General features: G+C 62.8%; 17 protein-coding genes. 14 read left to right on the plus strand and 3 right to left on the minus strand.

Annotation, left to right across the window (positions count from 1 at the left end):
* Positions 1 to 7 precede the first annotated feature (7 nt).
* From U0004_RS08165 to U0004_RS08185, 5 genes are all read left to right on the plus strand, one after another.
* Positions 8 to 1,006 carry a carbohydrate ABC transporter permease gene (locus tag U0004_RS08165; RefSeq protein ID WP_081345393.1) on the plus strand — a complete coding sequence of 333 codons (999 nt, stop codon included), beginning with the start codon at positions 8 to 10 and terminating at the stop codon, positions 1,004 to 1,006.
* On the plus strand, positions 1,003 to 1,851 hold the full coding sequence (locus tag U0004_RS08170) for a carbohydrate ABC transporter permease (RefSeq protein WP_070253512.1): 849 nt from the start codon (positions 1,003 to 1,005) through the stop codon (positions 1,849 to 1,851). Before U0004_RS08165 ends, U0004_RS08170 begins: the two co-directional genes overlap by 4 nt.
* A gap of 41 nt (positions 1,852 to 1,892) precedes the next feature.
* The gene (locus U0004_RS08175; RefSeq protein ID WP_070253513.1) at positions 1,893 to 3,257 is read left to right on the plus strand and encodes a GH1 family beta-glucosidase; all 1,365 of its coding nucleotides are present in this window, start codon (positions 1,893 to 1,895) and stop codon (positions 3,255 to 3,257) included.
* A gap of 1 nt (position 3,258) precedes the next feature.
* Positions 3,259 to 4,311, plus strand: coding sequence for an ABC transporter ATP-binding protein (locus U0004_RS08180; RefSeq protein WP_070253514.1), 1,053 nt, complete (start codon positions 3,259 to 3,261; stop codon positions 4,309 to 4,311).
* 107 nt (positions 4,312 to 4,418) lie between these two features.
* On the plus strand, positions 4,419 to 6,869 hold the full coding sequence (locus U0004_RS08185; protein WP_070253515.1) for a TonB-dependent receptor: 2,451 nt from the start codon (positions 4,419 to 4,421) through the stop codon (positions 6,867 to 6,869).
* An 84-nt stretch (positions 6,870 to 6,953) separates the two neighbouring features.
* On the opposite strand, the gene xseA is transcribed toward U0004_RS08185, so the two are convergent.
* On the minus strand, positions 6,954 to 8,315 hold the full coding sequence (gene xseA, locus U0004_RS08190; RefSeq protein ID WP_070253516.1) for an exodeoxyribonuclease VII large subunit: 1,362 nt from the start codon (positions 8,313 to 8,315) through the stop codon (positions 6,954 to 6,956).
* Between the two features lie 315 nt (positions 8,316 to 8,630).
* Positions 8,631 to 8,774, minus strand: coding sequence for a hypothetical protein (locus tag U0004_RS08195; RefSeq protein ID WP_161789562.1), 144 nt, complete (start codon positions 8,772 to 8,774; stop codon positions 8,631 to 8,633).
* Positions 8,775 to 9,643: 869 nt separating this feature from the next.
* Here U0004_RS08195 and U0004_RS08200 point away from each other — a divergent pair.
* From U0004_RS08200 to U0004_RS08235, 8 genes are all read left to right on the plus strand, one after another.
* On the plus strand, positions 9,644 to 10,249 hold the full coding sequence (locus tag U0004_RS08200) for a MotA/TolQ/ExbB proton channel family protein (RefSeq protein ID WP_070253517.1): 606 nt from the start codon (positions 9,644 to 9,646) through the stop codon (positions 10,247 to 10,249).
* A complete protein-coding gene (locus tag U0004_RS08205; RefSeq protein ID WP_070253518.1) occupies positions 10,246 to 10,686 on the plus strand; it encodes an ExbD/TolR family protein in 441 nt (146 codons plus the stop codon). Before U0004_RS08200 ends, U0004_RS08205 begins: the two co-directional genes overlap by 4 nt.
* 93 nt (positions 10,687 to 10,779) lie before the next feature.
* Complete coding sequence (gene lpxK / locus U0004_RS08210) at positions 10,780 to 11,835, plus strand: tetraacyldisaccharide 4'-kinase (RefSeq protein ID WP_070253519.1); 1,056 nt, start codon at positions 10,780 to 10,782, stop codon at positions 11,833 to 11,835.
* Positions 11,816 to 11,992, plus strand: a complete 177-nt coding sequence (locus U0004_RS08215) for a Trm112 family protein (RefSeq protein ID WP_010395789.1) — start codon at positions 11,816 to 11,818, stop codon at positions 11,990 to 11,992. The genes lpxK and U0004_RS08215 overlap by 20 nt, the downstream gene beginning before the upstream one ends.
* Before the next feature lie 2 nt (positions 11,993 to 11,994).
* A complete protein-coding gene (gene kdsB / locus U0004_RS08220; protein WP_070253520.1) occupies positions 11,995 to 12,750 on the plus strand; it encodes a 3-deoxy-manno-octulosonate cytidylyltransferase in 756 nt (251 codons plus the stop codon).
* 244 nt (positions 12,751 to 12,994) lie between these two features.
* Positions 12,995 to 13,651 carry an adenylate kinase gene (gene adk, locus U0004_RS08225; protein WP_034782090.1) on the plus strand — a complete coding sequence of 219 codons (657 nt, stop codon included), beginning with the start codon at positions 12,995 to 12,997 and terminating at the stop codon, positions 13,649 to 13,651.
* A gap of 180 nt (positions 13,652 to 13,831) precedes the next feature.
* Entirely contained in the window at positions 13,832 to 15,955 is a 2,124-nt protein-coding gene (locus tag U0004_RS08230; protein ID WP_070253521.1) for a sodium-translocating pyrophosphatase, read from the plus strand.
* A 190-nt stretch (positions 15,956 to 16,145) separates the two neighbouring features.
* A complete protein-coding gene (locus tag U0004_RS08235) occupies positions 16,146 to 16,598 on the plus strand; it encodes a hypothetical protein (RefSeq protein WP_070253522.1) in 453 nt (150 codons plus the stop codon).
* A gap of 113 nt (positions 16,599 to 16,711) precedes the next feature.
* On the opposite strand, the gene U0004_RS08240 is transcribed toward U0004_RS08235, so the two are convergent.
* Positions 16,712 to 18,772, minus strand: coding sequence for a TonB-dependent receptor domain-containing protein (locus U0004_RS08240; protein ID WP_081345394.1), 2,061 nt, complete (start codon positions 18,770 to 18,772; stop codon positions 16,712 to 16,714).
* Positions 18,773 to 19,063: 291 nt separating this feature from the next.
* Between U0004_RS08240 and U0004_RS08245 the strand changes: the two genes are divergently transcribed.
* The gene (locus U0004_RS08245) at positions 19,064 to 19,486 is read left to right on the plus strand and encodes an SANT/Myb-like DNA-binding domain-containing protein (protein WP_139144039.1); all 423 of its coding nucleotides are present in this window, start codon (positions 19,064 to 19,066) and stop codon (positions 19,484 to 19,486) included.
* Positions 19,487 to 19,593 lie beyond the last annotated feature (107 nt).

The raw sequence follows: 19,593 nt of genomic DNA on the forward strand, positions 1-19,593 counted from the left end.
GAGCAGCATGACTACCTCCATGCCTTGTACCGAGGGCGCGCCCGCTGCTGCGGCAGCGCGGCCCGCAAAAAAACGCTTCAACATGAAGCAGTGGGCGCCGTACATCTTCATCAGCCCCTTCTTCATCCTGTTCGCCGTCTTCAGCCTGTTCCCGCTGCTGTTTTCCATCTATTTGTCGTTCAACCAGTGGGAAGCGGCCAGCGGCGTGGAAGCCATGCAGTGGGTTGGCCTGGACAACTACAAGTATGCCTTGAGCGACCCGTGGTTCCTGCGCTCGCTGGGCAATACCGTGTGGCTGGCGCTGGCTTCGGGCGTGCCGCAGCACCTGGTGGCCATTCCGCTGGCGGCCTTCATCCACAACAGCTTCAAGCGCTCGCGCAACCTGGTGATCGGCATTTACTTTTTACCATTCATCACGTCCAGCGTGGCCATCGCCATGGTCTTCAATACCCTGTTCTCGCGCGACTATGGGCAGATCAATGTACTGATCCAATGGTGCGCCAGCCTGCCGCTGGTGGGCGGCCTGTTCCCGGTAGAATCGATCGACTGGCTGGGCAGCTCGCTGTTCATCAAGCCGGCCGTCGCCTTCGTGATTTTCTGGCGCTACCTGGGCTGGAATTTGGTGCTGTACCTGTCCGCGCTGCAGGTGATCCCGAAGGATCTGTACGAAGCAGCCACCATCGATGGCGCCTCGAAACGCCAGCAGTTCTGGTACATCACCCTGCCGCAGCTGCGCCCCATGATCTACCTGGCCGTGACCCTCACCATCATGGGCAATCTGCAGCTGTTCGAAGAGCCGTTCGTGCTGGTGGCCGAATCGAGCGGCGTGAGCCAGTCGGTGATGACGACGGCCATCTTCGTCTACAAGACGGCGTTTTCCTCGGGCGACTTCGGCACGGCGTCGGCCATTTCCTGGCTGCTGTTCCTCATCATCGCCAGCACCACGTGGGTCAACAACCGCATCTTCAGCCGCAACGAGCGTAGAGAAGGCAAGGAGGCCAAATGAGCGCATTGACAAACCGCCGCGCCAGCGCGGCCAGCACCCGCTGGACGGCCTACGCCATGGTGGCCATCGGCGCCCTGATCATGGTCGCGCCGTTCTACTTCATGTTCGTCTTCGCCACGCACACGAGCGCCGAGATCTACAGCCTGCCGCCGCCGCGCTGGTTCGGCACGGCCCTGCTGAACAACATCGAGCTGCTGCAGGAGCGCCTGCCATTCTGGCGCAATATCGGCATCAGCCTGTACGTGGCCCTGATGACGACGGCACTGACCCTGTTCTTTTGCTCGCTGGGCGGCTATGCGTTCGCCATGTACGAATTCCGCTTCAAGCGGCCCTTGTTTACCCTGGTGATGGCGTCGATGATCATCCCGTCTTTCATGAACATGATCCCTACCTTCATGCTGATGGATTTCCTCGGCTGGCTGGACCAGCCGCGCGCCCTGTACGTACCGGGAGCGGCAGGCGCGCTGGGTATCTTCCTCATGCGCCAGTACATCGGCACGGCGATACCGAAGGACCTGATCGAGGCGGCGCGCATAGACGGCTGCGGCGAGTTCGCCATCTACTGGCGGGTCGTGCTGCCGCTGATCGGCCCCGCCATGGGCACCTTGGGCCTGATCACCTTCATCAACTCGTGGAACAATTTCATCACGCCGCTGGTCGTCATGCGCTCGGTCGAAAACTACACGATCCCGCTGGCCCTGCGCAGCATGCAGGCGCCGAACAACACGGAGTGGGGCGCGCTGATGACGGGCGCCGCCATCGCCGTGCTGCCGCTGCTGCTGATGTTTTTTGTTGCCTCCAAGCGCCTGATCGAAGGGCTGACCCAGGGCGCCGTCAAAGGCTGATGCACTCACTTATTTCAACCCCTCACACTGATACCACCACCATGCATAACGACGACATTGACACCAATTTCCCCGCCACCTTCACCTGGGGCGTGGCCACCAGCGCCTACCAGATCGAGGGCGCCGCCGCCATCGACGGCCGCGGCCCGTCCATCTGGGATACCTTCAGCCATACGGATGGCAAGATCATCGACGGCAGCAATGGCGACGTGGCCTGCGACCACTATCACCGCTATGCCGAGGACGTGGAGCTGATCGCCAACCTGGGCGTGAACGCCTACCGCTTTTCCATGTCCTGGTCGCGCGTGCAGCCGGCCGGTTCCGGCGCCTGGAACGAAGCGGGCTTCGACTTCTATGCGCGCCTGCTTGACGCCCTGGCCGCCAAGGGGCTCGATGCCCATTTGACCCTGTACCACTGGGACTTGCCGCAAGCCTTGCAGGACGAGGGCGGCTGGCTCAATCGCGCCACCTGCTACCACTTTGCCGCCTATGCGGCCGAGGTGGCGCGCCGCTTCGGCCACAAGGTCGCCAGCATCGCCACCCATAACGAACCGTGGTGCACGGCCGTGCTGGGCCACGGCACGGGCCAGTTCGCCCCCGGCATGGCCGATCCGGCCGCCGCCGTGCAAGTGTCGCACCACTTGCTGCTGTCGCACGGCTTGGCCATGCAGGCCATGCGCACGGTGAATGCGCCGGCGAAGCTGGGCATCGTGCTCAATCAATGGACGGCCACACCGGCTACCGACAGTGCCCAGGACCGCGAACTGGCCGAACTCGAATATGCACGCTCGGTGCAGTGGTATATGGACGCCATCTTCAAGGGCCGCTACCCGGCCCTGGCCCTGAAACACGCCGACGCTTCTGCTTTATTCATCTTTGAAAACGATTTCATGGATATTAAACAGCCTATCGATTTCCTTGGCGTGAATTACTACACGCGCGCTTTCATGAGCGCCGAGACGCCGCCGCGCAAGCCCGAATGCAAGCTCGGGGTCAACGACATGGGCTGGGAAACCTATCCGCAAGGCTTGACGGAGCTGCTCGTGGGCCTGCACCGCGAATACCGGCTGCCGCCCGTCTACATCACGGAAAACGGCATGGCGGTTGCCGACAAGCCCGTCGACGGCAAGATTCATGACGAACCGCGCATCGAGTACGTGCAACTGCACCTGGATGCCTTGCGCGCCGTGATCGCGCAGGGCATCGACGTGCGCGGCTATTTCTACTGGAGCCTGATGGATAACTTCGAGTGGAACTCCGGCTACGCCAAGCGCTTCGGCATGCTGTACGTCGATTACGCCACGCAGCAACGCAGTTTCAAGGACAGCGCCCTGTGGTACCGCGACTTCATCGCCGCGCAGCGCGCCGCGCATGCCGATGCGGCCGTCCTGGCCGGGGAGCACTGACATGGCCGCCATTTCCCTGCGCGGCATCCGCAAGACCTACGGCGACGGCCCGGAAATCGTCAAGGGCCTGGACCTTGATATCCATGACGGCGAATTCATGGTCTTCGTGGGACCGTCCGGCTGCGGCAAGTCGACCCTGCTGCGCATGATCGCGGGACTGGAAGACATCAGCGCGGGCCAGCTGCGCATCGGCGACCTGCTGGCCAACGACGTGGCGCCGGCAGAGCGGGGCATCGCCATGGTCTTCCAGAGCTACGCCCTGTATCCGCACATGACGGCGCGCGACAACATGGGCTTTGCCCTCAAATTGGCGGGCAAGGGGGAGGCCGAAGTGCGCGCCGCCGTCGGCAAGGTGGCCGAGATTTTGCAGATCACGCACCTGCTTGACCGCAAACCCAAGGCCTTGTCCGGGGGCGAACGCCAGCGCGTGGCCATCGGCCGCTCCATCGTGCGCCAGCCCAAGGTATTCCTGTTTGACGAGCCGCTGTCCAACCTCGATGCCTCGCTGCGCGTGCAGACGCGCATCGAGCTGGCCAAGCTGCACCAGGAACTGGGCACCACGATGATCTACGTGACGCACGACCAGGTCGAGGCCATGACCCTCGGCGACAGGGTCGCCGTCTTCCACGGCGGCCACCTGGAGCAGGTGGGCGCGCCCCTGGACCTGTACCGCCATCCGGCCAGCCAGTTCGTGGCCGGCTTCATCGGCGCGCTGCGCATGAATTTTTTGCCGTGCGCCGCCGTCCCGGCGCTGGCCAGCCAGCTTGGTGGCGAGGCGGGCATGCTGGTCGGCATACGTCCGGAACACCTGCGGCTGGTGCCGCGCGAGGAGGGTTACGGCGCCACCGTCACCCTGATCGAGCAGCTGGGCGATGCGCAAATCATCCACGCGACGCTCGATGGCTGTATTGACGGCGGCCCGCACGCGGTGGCCATCAAGCTGCACGGCGAGGCGCGCCATGCGCTGGCGCAGGGCAGCGCCATCGGCTTTGCGCCGGAAGAAGGCCATGCCTTTCTATTCGACACGGCCGGGCGCGCCGTGGCTACCCATTGACCCCGCACGGAGGCGACATGACTTCAGATTGACACCCAAAAAATGTGCAGCAGTAGCCAAAGAGCTATGTGATCATCATTCAACCAGCGGTACAGGAGACAACAACAATGCAACAGCTCAAACGCAATACCATCGCCCTCAGCCTGGCGCATGCGACATTCGCCCAGTTCATCTTGCTGGGCAGCGGCGCCGCCATGGCCCAGGACACTGCGGCCGCGGACGCGGCAAAACCGGCCTCAGAACAGATGGACCGCATCGTCGTCACGGCCACGCGCCGCAACACCTTCGTGCAGGAGACGCCGCTGGCCGTCACCGCCTTCAACCAGGACACCCTGCAAAACAACCAGGTCAAGGATCTGGCGTCGCTGGCCACCATGGTACCCAGCCTCGTCGTCGAGCAGCATGGCGACTCGGGCGGCGTGCACGTCTACATGCGCGGCGTCGGTTCGGCCAACCACACGGAGCTGGGCGACCCGGCCGTCGCCTTTTATGTCGACGGCGTGTATTCGCCGCGTCCGCAGGGCGCCACGGCGCTGATGTATGACCTGTCGCACGTCGAGGTGGCGCGCGGACCGCAGGGCACCCTGAACGGCCGCAATTCCACGGCAGGTGCCGTCAACCTCGTGTCGGCCGCGCCGAGCACGGCCAAGTTCATGGGTTCGGCCGGCATCACGGTGGGCGACAAGCGCCATTTGCAGACGCAGGGCATGATCAATATCCCGTTTTCCGACGACGTGGCGCTGCGCATCGCCGCCATCAAGGATAGCCACGACGGTACGGTGGATTTCCGCCGCGGCTCGAACGTTATGCCGGGCACGGCCAAGTATGGCGCCGGCGACCAGATGGGCGTGCGCGCCTCGCTGCTGTGGAAGTTCACGCCGCAACTGCGCGGCACGTTCATCGCCGACTACTTTCTCGACCAGGGCGCCGGCAACGTGTACCTGGCGGCCGAACCGAAACGGGGCGAGAAGCTGCGCTCGGCACTGATCGACACGCCGGGCACCCTCGACCAGTCGATTTTGACCTACAAGGGCAAGCTCAATTACAAGCCGACCGATGCGCTGGACTTCACCTACCTGGGCAGCTGGAGCCGCTACAAGCGCCAGAACAGCAACGATGCCGATGCGGGCCTGTTCCCCGGCTTCAAGTCGGAAAACCGCACCGACTGGGCGCAGTTCGACAGCTATTCGCACGAGCTGCAGGCGCGCTCGGACGACGATGCGCCGTTCCAGTGGGTGGCCGGCCTGTTCCTGTTCAATGAAAAGAACAAGGTGCGCTTCGATATCGACCGCAGCCAGATTTCGCAGGCCGCCGTGCAGCAGGATATCGCCAACGGCGCCGTGATCTTCGTGCAGCCGACCGTGGGCCAGTATGCCTCGGCCATGTCCTTCATCCAGGGCGACCGCCAGCTCAAATCAAAGGCCGTATTCGGCCAGGTCAGCCAGCAAGTGACGGACCAGATCAAGCTGACGGCCGGCGCGCGCTACACGAAAGACCATAAATTCGACGTCGGTGGCAAGAACTGGGCTTGCCCGAACTGGCCTGCCAACACGCCGCTGGGCACCACCGTGCTCACGCCCGATCAACTGGCGCAGCTGGTCACGCCGGGCACGGGCCTGGCCAATACGCACAATATCGGTCCTGGCGGCGCCATCACGGCGGCGACCTGCGGCAATACGCCGGGCGACAATACGGCCGACCTGAAATACGGCCAGGCCACCTGGCTGGGCCGCATCGAGTACAAGCTGCGCTCCGATATCCTGCTGTTCGGCTCCGTGACGACGGGTTTCCATTCGCCTGCCATCGGCGACGGCGGCGCCACCACCAAGCCGGAAAAGCTGACCAGCTATGAAATCGGCTTCAAGTCCGACCTGCTGAACCGCGAACTGACGCTGAACCTCGATGCCTTCCTGATGAAGTACAAGGACAAGCTCGAGTCGCAGGTGGTCAACAGCGTGCTGGCCAACTTCAATGCGGCCGGCGCCACCGTCAAGGGCCTGGAAGCGGAATGGGTGTGGCGGCCAACGAAGGTCGACCGTCTGACGGGTAACGCCACTTGGTTGAAAGCCGTGTATGACGACTTCATGTCGTGCGACGTCGATGCGGCGCGCGCGAATGGCCAGTCCTGCGGTTCGACGGCGCCATTGGTGAACGTGGGCGGCAGCACCATGAAGCATGCGCCGAAGTTTTCCACGACCGTCCAGTACGAGCATGATTTCAATGTTGCCGGCGGCCAGCTCACGCCGCGCGCCTCGGTGCATTATGAAACCATGTCGTATGTGGGCGCGGGCGCGTTCAACGGCGACGTGCCGGGCCATGCCGGCGTCAAGCGCCAGGAAGCCTACACGACCCTGGACCTGAGCCTGCGCTTCCAGCCGGCGAACAAGGCCTACACGGTGGAAGCGTTCGTGCAGAACGCCACGGACAAGGCGGTCAAGCTGGACGTCAATGAAATCTGCACGGACGTCGGCATGCCATGCCAGCCCACGCAGCAGATCTACGGCGCCTTCTATAACGCGCCGCGCACCTTTGGCGCGCGCGTGTCGATGAAGTTCTGATGGCGTAGGGTGAAAGAGCAGTCGCAGTAGCAGTCCACTCAGTAGGGTAGGTGTTGGGCCGGGGAGCTTCCCCGGCCTTTTTTATTATTCCAGGGTGGCTTGCACGCTGGCGATGCCGATCTGCGCGCTGCCTTCGGCCAGGCGCACATTGACGTTCTGGCGCGCCTGCAGCTGCGCCGGCGAGCGGACGATCGCCCCTTTCTCATCGCGCAGGATGGCGTAGCCGCGTTCCAGCGTGCGCTGGGGATTCAACAGCTCCAGCTGCGCCGCCAGGCCATCGAGGCGGTGGCGCCGCTGTCCCAGCTGCTGCGCCATGGCCGCGCCGCCGCGCCGCTGCATTTCTTCCAGGCGCGCGCGCGGCGCCGCGACGTCGGGCCGCAAGGCCGCCCAGCGCGCACGCAGGCGTTCGAGTGCGTACTGCGACTGGTTCACGGGCGCGCGCGCCGCATGCGTCATGGCCGTCGACAGGGCCAGCAGCTGCAAACGCTGCTGCTGCAGCTGCGCCTTCGGGTTGAGCAGGCGGCGGCTGTGGCGGTCCAGGGTCTGCGCCGCGTCGTCGAGGCTGCGGCGCATGGCGCGGCGCAGGTCGGCCGCATCGGCGCGCAGGGAAGCCATCCAGTCGGCGCGCGGCGTGGCCGCCAGTTCGGCCGCCGCCGTCGGCGTGGCAGCGCGCAGGTCGGCCGCGAAGTCGGCGATGGTGAAATCCGTCTCGTGTCCCACGCCGCTGATCACGGGCATGGAACAATCGGCAATCGCGTGGGCCACGGCTTCATCGTTGAACGACCACAAATCTTCGATACTGCCGCCGCCACGGCACACCAGCAGCACGTCGCACTCGGCCCTTGTGGATGCCGTGCGGATGGCGTGCGCGATCTTTTCCGGCGCCTGCTGCCCCTGGACGGGCGTGGGGTAGAGGATGATGGAGACGTGCGGCGCGCGGCGCTTGAGCGCGATCAGCACGTCGCGCAGGGCGGCCGCCTGCGGGCTGGTGACGATGCCGATGCTGCGCGCGAACATGGGGATGGCGCGCTTGCGTTCCTGGTCGAACAGCCCCTGCGCGGCCAGCTTTTCCTTCAGGCGCTGGAACGCTTCATACAGGGCCCCCACGCCGGCGCGGCGGATGGCTTCCACGTTGATCTGGTAATCGCCGCGCGCGCCGTACAGGGTGACGAGGGCGCGCACTTCCACCTTGTCGCCTTCGCGCGGCGTGAAGCCGGCAAACTGGGCGCGGCCGCGGAACATCACGGCGCGCACCTGGGCGCCATCATCTTTTAATGTGAAATACCAGTGGCCGGACGCGGCGCGCGTGAAGTTGGAAATCTCGCCGGCGATCCATGTCAGGGGAAACGAGCGCTCAAGCAGGCGCGCGACGGCCTGGTTCAGGGCGCTGACGGTCAGCACGGGCGGGGCGGCAAAGCCGCTGTCAGTTGGAGTATCGGTCATCATCTGGTGCTATGGGGGAGGGAACTGTCCACATATTATCGGCGAGGTCATGCTTATGTCATATATCGTGCAAAACAACAAGTTCTATTTCTAAGTATTTGATTTTATGATGAATTCCCGTATGCCTGATTTGCGTGCACAGGGAAAAAAACCTTTAATATCAAGCACATCAGTAAAGCCTCTGCCACTTACGCACAAAGTTATCCACAGAAAGTGTGCGGAACTTTTTGCCTTGGACAAACGTTGCCTGACAAGCCAGCATTGAGCGATAAAAGTGCCGTGCTACATTTTTGCGCACGGAAATAAAGTGTATAGGAATCAAGCGCTTAGTATGCCATGCATGGCCTTGCGCACAATCTTATCCACAAAAAATGTGCAGAACTCTGGCACAGCGCCTGATTTATCCACCGGAACGCCCATGGCATGGCTTGCCTGAATTTTGCGCAGCATAAAAATAGCCATATAAATCAAGGGTATAGCATCACGCCGTACGCCTTGCTCACAATCTTATCCACAGAATGTGTGCAAAACTGCATAAACCGTTTCGCCTTTTCACCGGCTTTTCCACTGCACGACCAGAGCATTCCTCTGCCTCATTTTTCAGCATTGAAAAAAACTCCTTTAAAATCAATGCTCTTACATGGAGTCAATCCGCTTGCTCACAATCTTATCCACACTTTATGTGTGGAACTGCCTTCACGCTTAAAAACTGCCGTGTTGAAGTGAAATCGGACGCCGAAAACCCTGCTTTTCAGGCCGTGCTACATTTTTATGCATGACAATAAAAACGATATAAATCAATGTACTTGGCGCCTATCTTTGAGCTTGCGCACAATCTTGTCCACAGATTGTGTGCAGAACTTTTACGGCCACTATGCCGCGTATCGCACACCCGCTGCCACTTTTTTACTCATTGATTTAATTTCCTTTAAAATCAATGGCTTAATTGAATTCCTGGGCTTTGCGCACAATCTTGTCCACAGTAAATGTGCAGAACTCTTCAGGTGTTGATTTATTGATATTGACTACTGCCGTTAAGCTGCTATGCCTGTATTTTGCGCAGTTCTATAATCTGCATATAAATCAATGACTTGCCTGATGGACTTCATGCTTGCTCACAATCTTATCCACATAAAATGTGCAAAACCGGGCACTGGCGGTGGGCGTCCGCTGCGCCGTGTGGACAACTGCCATGCGGGCGCCACTTGCCGCCGGCGCGGCAACGCGCTACATTGCGCCATTCCTGCGCGGACGTACAATCGGTCTTCGGCGCTCGGTACAATACAGGCTGTTCGGGCGGTCCATCGCCTTCCCTTTTCCAGGAGTTTCTTTTGCTCGCTATATTTCAAGCCGCTGGCTGGCCCATCTGGCTGTTGTTGATCGCTTCCATCGTCGCCCTGGCCCTGATCATCGAGCGCCTGCTGTATTTGCGCCGCGTCAAGATACTGCCCCGCAAGCTGTTTGATGAAGTGGCGCAGGTGTATCGCAGCGGCAAGATCACGCCGGACACGGTGGCCAAGCTGGAAGACAACTCGCCGCTGGGCGTGGTGCTGGCCGCCGCCCTGCGCAACGTCGACGCGCCACGCGAGGTGATGAAGGAATCGATCGAAGAGGCGGGCAGCGGCGTGGCCCACACGCTGGAGCGTTTCCTGACGACCCTGGGCACCATCGCCACCCTGGCTCCGCTGATGGGCCTGTTTGGCACGGTGGTGGGCATGATCGAAATCTTCGGCTCGCAAAACGCCAGCGGCTCCAATCCCGCACAGTTGGCCCACGGCATCTCGGTGGCCCTGTATAACACGGGCTTTGGCCTGGCCATCGCCATGCCGACCCTGGTCTTCTACCGCCATTTCCGCGCCCTCGTCGACAGCTTCGTCATTGACATGGAGCAGCAAGCGGTCAAGTTCGTCGACATCGTCCACAGTGGCCGCAAATGAACTTCCGCAAAGGCAAGGGGCGTGAAGACCCCGAAATCAACCTGATCCCGTTCATCGACGTGCTGCTGGTGATCCTGATCTTCCTCATGGTCAGCACTACCTACAGCAAGTTCACGGAGCTGCAGATCACCTTGCCGACGGCCGACGCCGAGCAAGCCAAGGAAAAGCCGCAGCAGATCGACGTCACCATCGATGCCAAGGGCAATTACACGGTCAACCGCGAGCCCGTCTCGTTCCGCGACGTGGCCGGCCTGGCCGACGCCCTGCAAAGCGCGGCCAAGGCTGCCAATGGCGGCAAGGCACCCGCGCAGACGCCCGTGGTGGTGGTCAACGCCGACCAGTTCGCCATGCACCAGATGGTCATCCACGTGATGGAAGCGGCGCGCCTGGCCGGCTATGAAAAGCTGACGTTTGCGGCGCAGGCGGGTGGCAAGTAAGGCCAACCTCCAACCCCAACCGAAGTGCCGGGGTCGGACCCTCAGGGTCCGACCCCAGGTGTCGATTTTGGGTTCCAATTTTAGTTGACACGCATGCCCATATCCTCTCCCGCCAAGCTTGAAACCACTCTCACCCGCGCCTGGCTGACGCGCGGCCCGCTGGCGTGCGCGCTGTGGCCCGTATCCCTGCTGTTCGGCGCCCTGAGCGCCGTGCGGCGCGGCCTGTATCGGGCCAAGCTCCTGACATCCGCGCGCCTGCCCGTGCCCGTCGTCGTCGTCGGCAACATTTTCATCGGCGGCACGGGCAAGACGCCGCTGACGATCTGGCTGGTGCAAGCCTTGCGCGAGGCGGGCATGCGCCCGGGCGTCATTTCGCGCGGCCATGGCAGCGCCGACCGTGCGCCGCGCGCCGTCAGCGCCGCTTCCACGCCGCAGCAGGTGGGCGATGAGCCGCTGCTGATCTTCCAGCGCGGCGGTTGCCCCGTGATGGTGGGGCGCGACCGCGCGCAAGCGGGCAGGGCGCTGCTGGCCGCGCACCCGGACGTCGACGTGCTGGTGACGGACGACGGCTTGCAGCATTACGCCTTGCAGCGCGACGTGGAAATCGTGCTGTTCGACGGCCGCGGCGCAGGCAATGGCTGGCTGCTGCCGGCGGGGCCTTTGCGCGAATCGCCGCGCCGCCGGCGCGATGTGACGGTGATCAATGCGCCCGAGCTGGCGCCGGCACTGGTGGCCAGGGCCGCGCCGCAGGGCGGGCTGGTGGTGCAGATGCTGCTGGCCGGTGGCGTGGCCGAGCGCCTGCTCGACCGCGGCGAGCGCATGCCTTTGGCGACCCTGGCGGCTGGCGGCCAGCGCATCGTGGCGGCGGCCGGCATCGGCAACCCCCAGCGTTTCTTTGCCATGCTGCGCGGGGCCGGATTGGACTTCATGGAACTGCCCTTGCCCGACCATCACGACTTTCTCGACCAGCCATTTGCGGCGCTCGACACGGATGTGATCTTGATCACCGAGAAGGATGCAGTAAAATGTGCGCAAATTGAACATCTCAAAGATGACCCGAGACTGTGGGTCGTCCCCGTCAGTGCGCGCATCGATAGCGCGCTGGCCCAACAAATTGTGGAGAAATGTCGTGGACGCTCGACTGCTTGATATCCTGGTCTGCCCTGTTTGCAAGGGTCCGCTTGAACACGATAAGAAGGCGCAGGAACTGATTTGCCGCGCCGACCGCCTGGCCTATCCGATCCGCGATGGCATCCCCATCATGTGGGCGGACGAAGCGCGCACCCTGCAAGACGCAGTGGAATAACGATGGCGTTCATCGTCATCATCCCGGCCCGCCTGGCCTCGACGCGCCTGCCGGGCAAGCCGCTGGCTGACCTGGGCGGCAAGCCCATGGTGGTGCGCGTGGCCGAGCAGGCAGCCTTGTCTGGCGCCGCGCGCGTCATCGTCGCCACCGACCATGACAGCATCCGCGCCGCCTGCGCCGCGCATGGCGTGGAAGTGTGCATGACGCGCAGCGATCATCCGTCGGGCACGGACCGCATCGCCGAAGTGGCGCGCACGCTCGATTTGCCGTTGGACGCCGTCGTCGTCAACCTGCAGGGCGACGAACCCCTGATCGATCCGGGCCTGCTGGCCGCCTGCGCGGCGCAGATCAGCGCTGCCGTCCCCATGGCCACCTGCGCCCATCCGCTGCACGATGTGCAGGATGCGTTCAACCCGAACGTGGTGAAGGTCGTGCTGGACAAGAATGGCCGCGCCTTGTATTTCTCGCGCGCCACCATCCCGTGGCACCGCGACGGTTTCGCGCAATCGAAAGACAGCCTGCCGGCTGGCTACGTGCCGCTGCGCCATATCGGCCTGTATGCGTACAGCAATGCGTTCTTGCAAGAATATCCGCAATTGTCCGCTTCGCCGCTGGAAGCCATCGAGGCGCTGGAGCAGTTGCGCGTGCTGTGGCACGGTGTGGCCATCGCCGTGCATGTCACGGACTCGGCGCCAGCCGCCGGTGTCGACACGCCGGAAGATCTTGCCAGGGTGCAAGCTCACTACGGCGCCCTGTAAGCGCTACCCGCAAAACGGCAGGCGTGCAAATATAATTTTGTGCGCCTGCAGTAAAAACCACATTTTGAAACGTGCGTCGCGCGAATTGCTGGCTTTGATCAATCAGGGCATAGCAATTCGATAGCAAACTGGCGTTCCGGGGTTTTTTTGTGGTAAGTTTCGTAGGGAAAGATAGCCTTAGCAACACCATCTAAAAATAATTACACATACCACCATCCAAAATCTGTTTTTTAGGAACTTTTCAATGCGTCTGATACTTTTAGGAGCACCCGGTGCCGGCAAGGGCACCCAAGCTAATTTCATCAAAGAAAAATACAACATTCCACAAATCTCCACGGGCGACATGCTGCGCGCGGCGATCAAGGAAGGCACGGAACTGGGCCTGGCTGCGAAAAAAGTCATGGATGCGGGCGGCCTCGTGTCGGACGACATCATGATCGGCCTGGTCAAGAACCGCCTGCAGGAAGCCGATTGCGCCAATGGCTACCTGTTCGACGGCTTCCCGCGCACCATCGCGCAAGCGGACGCCATGAAAGATGCCGGCATCAATGTCGACTACGTGCTGGAAATCGACGTGCCTGACGCGTCGATCATCGAGCGCATGGATGGCCGCCGCAGCCACCCGGGTTCGGGCCGCGTCTACCACGTCAAATTCAATCCGCCCAAGGTCGATGGCATCGACGACATCACCGGCGAACCGCTGATCCAGCGCGACGACGACAAGGCGGAAACGGTCAAGAAGCGCCTGGACGTGTACCACAACCAGACCAAGGTCTTGTTGGGCTACTACAATGACTGGGCCAAGTCCGGCCTGCCAGGCGCACCGAAATACCGCCGCATCGCCGGCGTCGGTCCGGTCGAGCAAATCCGCGACAGCGCATTTGCCGCCCTGGCGGAATAAGCAGTTTATGAAAAGCGGACCTGAGTGTCCGCTTTTTTTGTGCCCGCTTTTCAGCAGCGGTGCCACATCGTTTTCGTGGTTCAGGTTTTTTGCAGGTCGTGTTTTCCTGGCTGCGCGTGCCTACCCGGTGCGGTCTGCAGCTGTTGGCAATGACGTCGGATAAAAACAGAAGGGGACGATATGGCAGCCAGTTTGTGGTTTGCGGTAGCCTGCGGCGTGGTCGCAGTCATTTACGGTTTGGTGTCGCGCAGCTGGATCCTGAGGCAGGATCCCGGCAACGCGCGCATGCAGGAAATCGCCCTGGCCATCCAGCAGGGCGCGGCCGCCTACCTGGCGCGCCAGTACCGCACCATCGCCATCGTCGGCGTGGTGCTCCTGATCGCCATCTATGCGCTGCTTGGCCTGCATACGGCGCTGGGCTTTTTGATCGGCGCCGTGCTGTCGGGCGCCTGCGGCTTCATCGGCATGAATGTCTCGGTGCGGGCCAATGTGCGCACGGCGCAGGCGGCCACTCTGGGCATCAACCAGGCGCTGAACGTGGCCTTCAAGGGCGGGGCGATCACGGGCATGCTGGTGGTGGGACTGGGCTTGCTGGGCGTGACCCTGTTCTACTGGCTGCTGGTGACGACGGGCGCGCCCGGCCTGACGCAGCATGACCTGATCAAGCCCTTGATCGGCCTGGCCTTCGGCGCCTCGCTCATTTCCATCTTCGCGCGTCTGGGCGGCGGCATCTTCACCAAGGGCGCCGACGTGGGCGCGGACCTGGTGGGCAAGGTGGAGGCGGGCATACCCGAGGATGATCCGCGCAACCCCGCCGTCATCGCCGACAACGTGGGCGACAACGTGGGCGACTGCGCCGGCATGGCGGCCGACCTGTTCGAAACCTATGTCGTGACCCTGATCGCCACCATGCTGCTGGGCGCACTGCTGATGGCAGAGGCCAGCGGCACGGCCATTATCTACCCGCTGCTGCTGGGCGCTGTCTCCATCCTCGCCTCCATCGTCGGCTGCTCGATGGTGAAGACCAAGCCGGGTGCAAAAATCATGTCGGCCCTGTACACGGGCCTGTGGTGGGCCGCCGGCCTGTCGCTGGTCGGCTTTGCCGTCGTCACGTGGCTGCTGTGGCCCGATGACGCCATGCGCTACAAGATGCTGGGCGCCACCGTCGTCGGCATCGTCCTCACGGGCCTGATGGTGTACATCACCGAGTACTACACGGGCACGGACTTCAAGCCCGTGCGCCACATCGCCGAAGCGTCGACGACGGGCCACGGCACGAATATCATCGCCGGTCTGGGCGTGTCGATGAAATCCACTGCGTATCCGGTGCTGGCCGTCTGCGTCGCCATCCTCGTTTCGTACCAGCTGGCCGGGCTGTACGGCATCGCCATTGCGGCTACTGCCATGCTGTCGATGGCGGGCATCATCGTCGCGCTCGACGCATATGGCCCGATCACGGATAACGCGGGCGGCATCGCGGAAATGTCGGGCCTGCCCGACTCCGTGCGCGCCATCACCGACCCGCTCGACGCCGTCGGCAACACGACCAAGGCCGTCACCAAGGGCTATGCCATCGGCTCGGCCGGCCTGGCCGCGCTGGTGCTGTTTGCCGACTACACGCATGCGCTTGAATCGGTGGGCCAGCACATCACCTTTGATTTGTCGAACCCCATGGTCATCGTTGGCCTCTTCATCGGCGGCCTGATACCGTATCTGTTCGGCGCCATGGCGATGGAAGCCGTGGGCCGCGCGGCCGGCGCCGTGGTGGTGGAAGTGCGGCGCCAGTTCCGCGACATCAAGGGCATCATGGAAGGCACGGCGCGGCCCGAATACGACAAGGCCGTCGACATGCTGACGGCGTCGGCCATCCGTGAAATGATCATCCCCTCGCTGCTGCCCGTGGTGGTGCCCATCGTGGTGGGCATGCTGCTGGGGCCAGCGGCACTCGGCGGCCTCTTGATGGGAACGATCGTCACGGGGCTGTTCGTTGCCATCTCCATGACGACGGGCGGCGGCGCCTGGGACAATGCGAAGAAATACATCGAGGATGGCCATTTCGGCGGCAAGGGTTCCGATGCGCACAAGGCGGCCGTCACGGGCGACACGGTGGGCGATCCGTACAAGGATACGGCCGGTCCGGCAGTCAATCCCTTGATCAAGATCATCAATATCGTGGCCCTGCTGCTGGTGCCGCTGCTGCCGGCCACGGGCTGGCTGGCGGTCAAGGCGCCGGCACCCATCCACGCGCCCGTGCCACCCATCCTGGCGCCGGCGACACCGGCGCAGGTCTTGCCGGCGCAGTAAGGCAGCGCACTCACGCTCGACAGCCCCGCAGCCAGCGGGGCTGTTTTTCTGTGCACACGCGAAACTTTCCTGCCATCCGTATCCCTCGCGTATCAACGGTGAGCATTTGTTACCCTGCCTTTGACTTCCGGCCACCGCGACCAATAATGGAGTGATAGTCACCGTTGATGGTGCATGGCGGGAGGATGTCATGGACAGCAAGTACAAGAGACGTGGCGTGGGGCTGGTGCTGCTGGTGGTGGGACTGGCGCTCAGCGGCGCCGCCGCGGCCGGGCCTGGCGGGCATGGCGGACACGGTGGACGGGGCGGGCATGGCGCGCACATGGGGCACGGCCAATTCCATGGCCACCATGGCCACCATGGCCATCACGGCCACTTTCACGGCCGCCCGCAGGTGGGCGTATGGATGGGATCGTCGTGGGGCTATGGGCCGGGCTGGTATGGCGACCCGTGGTATGGCTATCCCTACCGTTATCCGTATGGCCGCACGCTCATCGTGCCGCTGCCGCCCGTGTATATCGAGCAGGGCGGCGTACCGACGGCGCAGATGTGGTACTACTGCGCGCGGCCGCAGGGCTATTATCCGTATGTGAAAAATTGCCTGACGCCATGGCGCGCAGTGACGTCCTTGGGCGGACGCTGAGACGCGGGAGGCGGCCGGCATGAACAGGAGAGGGTGGTGAGGGGCGGCGCCCATGCTGGCAGCGTGCCGGCCAACGCCGGCACGTTGCCGCTATCAAGTCTTACAGCCAGGCCTTAAAAACGCGACGTCAGGCCGACGAACATGCGGCGTCCCGGCACGTAATAGTCGACCAGGCCATCGGCCATCGGTCCCTTCTTGAACAGGTTCTGCACGCCGCCACGCACGGTCCACTGTGGCGTGACCTTGTACGACACGACGGTGTCGACGATGGTGTAGGCTTTTTCGGCCAGCTTGCCCGCATCGAGTTCCTTGCCCGTGTACTGGGCCGATACTTCGCCGAACAGCTGGTCGTTGACTTGCCAGCCCAGCGCCGAGTACCACGACAGTTTTGGCGTGGACAGCAGGTTGGCGCCCGTGGTCAGGTTCTTCGCTTCCGCCATGTAGGTGACGTTGTTACGCCAGTTCAGGTTTTTCATCAGCGGGATGGTGGCCGTCGCTTCCAGGCCGCTGGTGCGCGCCTTCTGGATATTCGTCATCTTGGTCCACCAGCGTTTCTGGTAAAAGCCCAGCGGCGCATAGTCGATCTTGTTCTTGAAATCCGTGTGGAAGTAGGTCAGACCCATATCCCAGCCATTCTGTTCCCACGCCACACCGATCTCGCCGGCCGTGCTCGTTTCCGGCTTCAAGTCCGCATTGCCAGCCATGTAGCAGGAGCCGGTGATGTAGCCCAGCGGTTTCAGGCTGCCGCAACCGCGTCCGCCCGAGTTGGTCGCTGCCGCCGGCGAGTTTTCCTTCAGGCTCGGGGCGCGGAAGCCTTGCGAAATGCCGCCCTTGATGGTCCAGGCCGGGGCAGGGTGGTACACGAGGTACAGGCGCGGGCTGTAGTGGTTGCCGAACTTGCTGTGGTGGTCGAGGCGCAGGCCAGCCGTGGCCGTCAGGTTTTCGCGCAGGAACAGCTGGTCTTCCGCAAACAGGGCCGAGGTGGTGCCCGACAGGGTCGCGCCGCTTACAGGGTTGCCCAGGTAATCGGTGGGCACGGTGCCGATGGTGTCCGTGTTCGTCAGCTCCTGGTGCTTCCACTGGCCGCCCATCACCAGCATTTGCTCGATGCCGCCCCAGCCGACCCGTTTTTCCAGGCTGGCGTCCAGGGTGCTGTCCTTGGATTTGGCCACCGTGCCGACGACTTCGTTGTCGAAATCGTTGTGGTACAAATTGACCGTCGCCTTGCCGAAGTCCCAGCGGCCTTCGTAGCCGAGGCTGACGCTCTTGCGTATCAGTTTGTTGGCGCCCCAGCTGTAGACCAGCGGCTCGCCATCCGCATCATGCGCGCTCGAATCGCTGGCTTCCTGCTTGCCATAGCTGGCGTCCAGCGACAGGTTCTGTTTCTTGTCCAGCGCCCAGCTCAGCTGGCCCGAGACAGTCTGGTTGCGTTCGCCGCCCATGCCGCCCGCTTTGCCGAAGGATTTTTCATCGGGATTCTGGCGCGACTGGCTCACGCCCAGGCGCATGCCGACCGTGTCCGACAGGGGGCCGGCCAGGTTTACGCCCAGCTGGTGCGCCGTGCCGCGGTCGCTGTCCTGCGGCTGCGTGTAGTTGGCCGTGGCCGAACCGTTCCATTTGCCCGGCACCTTGCGCGTGATGATGTTGATCACGCCGCCCATGGCGTCCGATCCGTACAACGAGGACATGGGGCCACGCACCACTTCGATACGCTCGATCATGTCGGGCGAGATCCAGTTCAAGTCCTGGCGGCCCAGGTCGGGACGGTAAGCCGTGTCGGCCGAGCTGCCCACGCGCTTGCCATCGACCAGGATCAGCGTGTATTTGTCGGGCAAGCCGCGCAGCTTGATCTTCGACGCCTCGCCTTCAGGGCTGGTGCCGCCCGTCACGCCGGGGATACGGCGCAGCAGCGTGTTCAAGTCATACACGGGCTGGCGTTCGATTTCCTCGCGCGTGATGACGCTGATACTGGCCGGCGCATCCTTGATATCGATGGCCGTGCCCGACGCGGTGACGACCACCGTGTTCATGGTGGGATCGGCGGCCACATTGCCTTCGGCCCAGGCATTGCTGACGGCCAGCGACAGCAGGCAGGGCAGGAGCAGGGCGGCGGAATGAATGGAGCGGGCGGGAGTGGCGACGGGGGCTACGAAGACGGAACTACGCTGGGTCATGATGAACTTTCCGGATATTGTTATTTCCTGGCTGCCTTCCGGGTGGCTCGGGTATAAATGAGTGAAAAGATAATAAATTGCGCTCTCACTCCACTAATGAGAATAAGAATCGTTCTTATTGTAATGCCATGCTGGCAAGAAAGAAAGTACTGAAAGGAAATAAAACACCGTTACCGGACGCGCATCGGCGGTGTGCGGCACCAGCAAGCGTGAGTAATTGTTACCTTGCTGGCATCTGGCGCGGCATGTGCCAATAATGAAAACCGGGCGATGGAAGCGTTGGGAGAGGGCATGAAGCGGATGACAAAAAGCATAGTGGCGCTGGCTTGCGGCATGTCGGTATCGGCTGGCGGCCATGCCTGGGCGCAGCAGCAGGCGCCTGAGTCCTTGCCCGTGTGCCAGCTCGACCCGCGCGACAGCAGCAAGCTGGCGGTGGAACCATGCCGCCCGGCGCCGCCCGTGCAGCCACGCCGTTCCGTGGCGCAGGTGATCGGCCGCATGCCGGCGCAATCCGTGCCGCCCGTCGTGCCCATGGCGCCCCTGCCGCCCAGCCCGGCTGTACCGATGCCGCGCGCGCCGCAGCCCATCGGTTCATGCGATACGGGCGGTTGCCGCGACTCTGCCGGCACGCGCTATAACGGCGCGGGCAATGCCACGCTCGATGCCAACGGGCGCATCTGCCATCGCAACGGCGCTTTCATCCAGTGTTTTTAGCCCTTCCATACGCCAGCGCTGCAAGTTTTCGCTCGGTGCCCGCAAAAATGGCTACAATTGTCGCCGACATTACGTTTACGTAAACGTAATGCACGACACCATGCACT

The organism is Janthinobacterium lividum (assembly GCF_034424625.1).
Taxonomy (GTDB): Bacteria; Pseudomonadota; Gammaproteobacteria; order Burkholderiales; family Burkholderiaceae_D; genus Janthinobacterium; species Janthinobacterium lividum.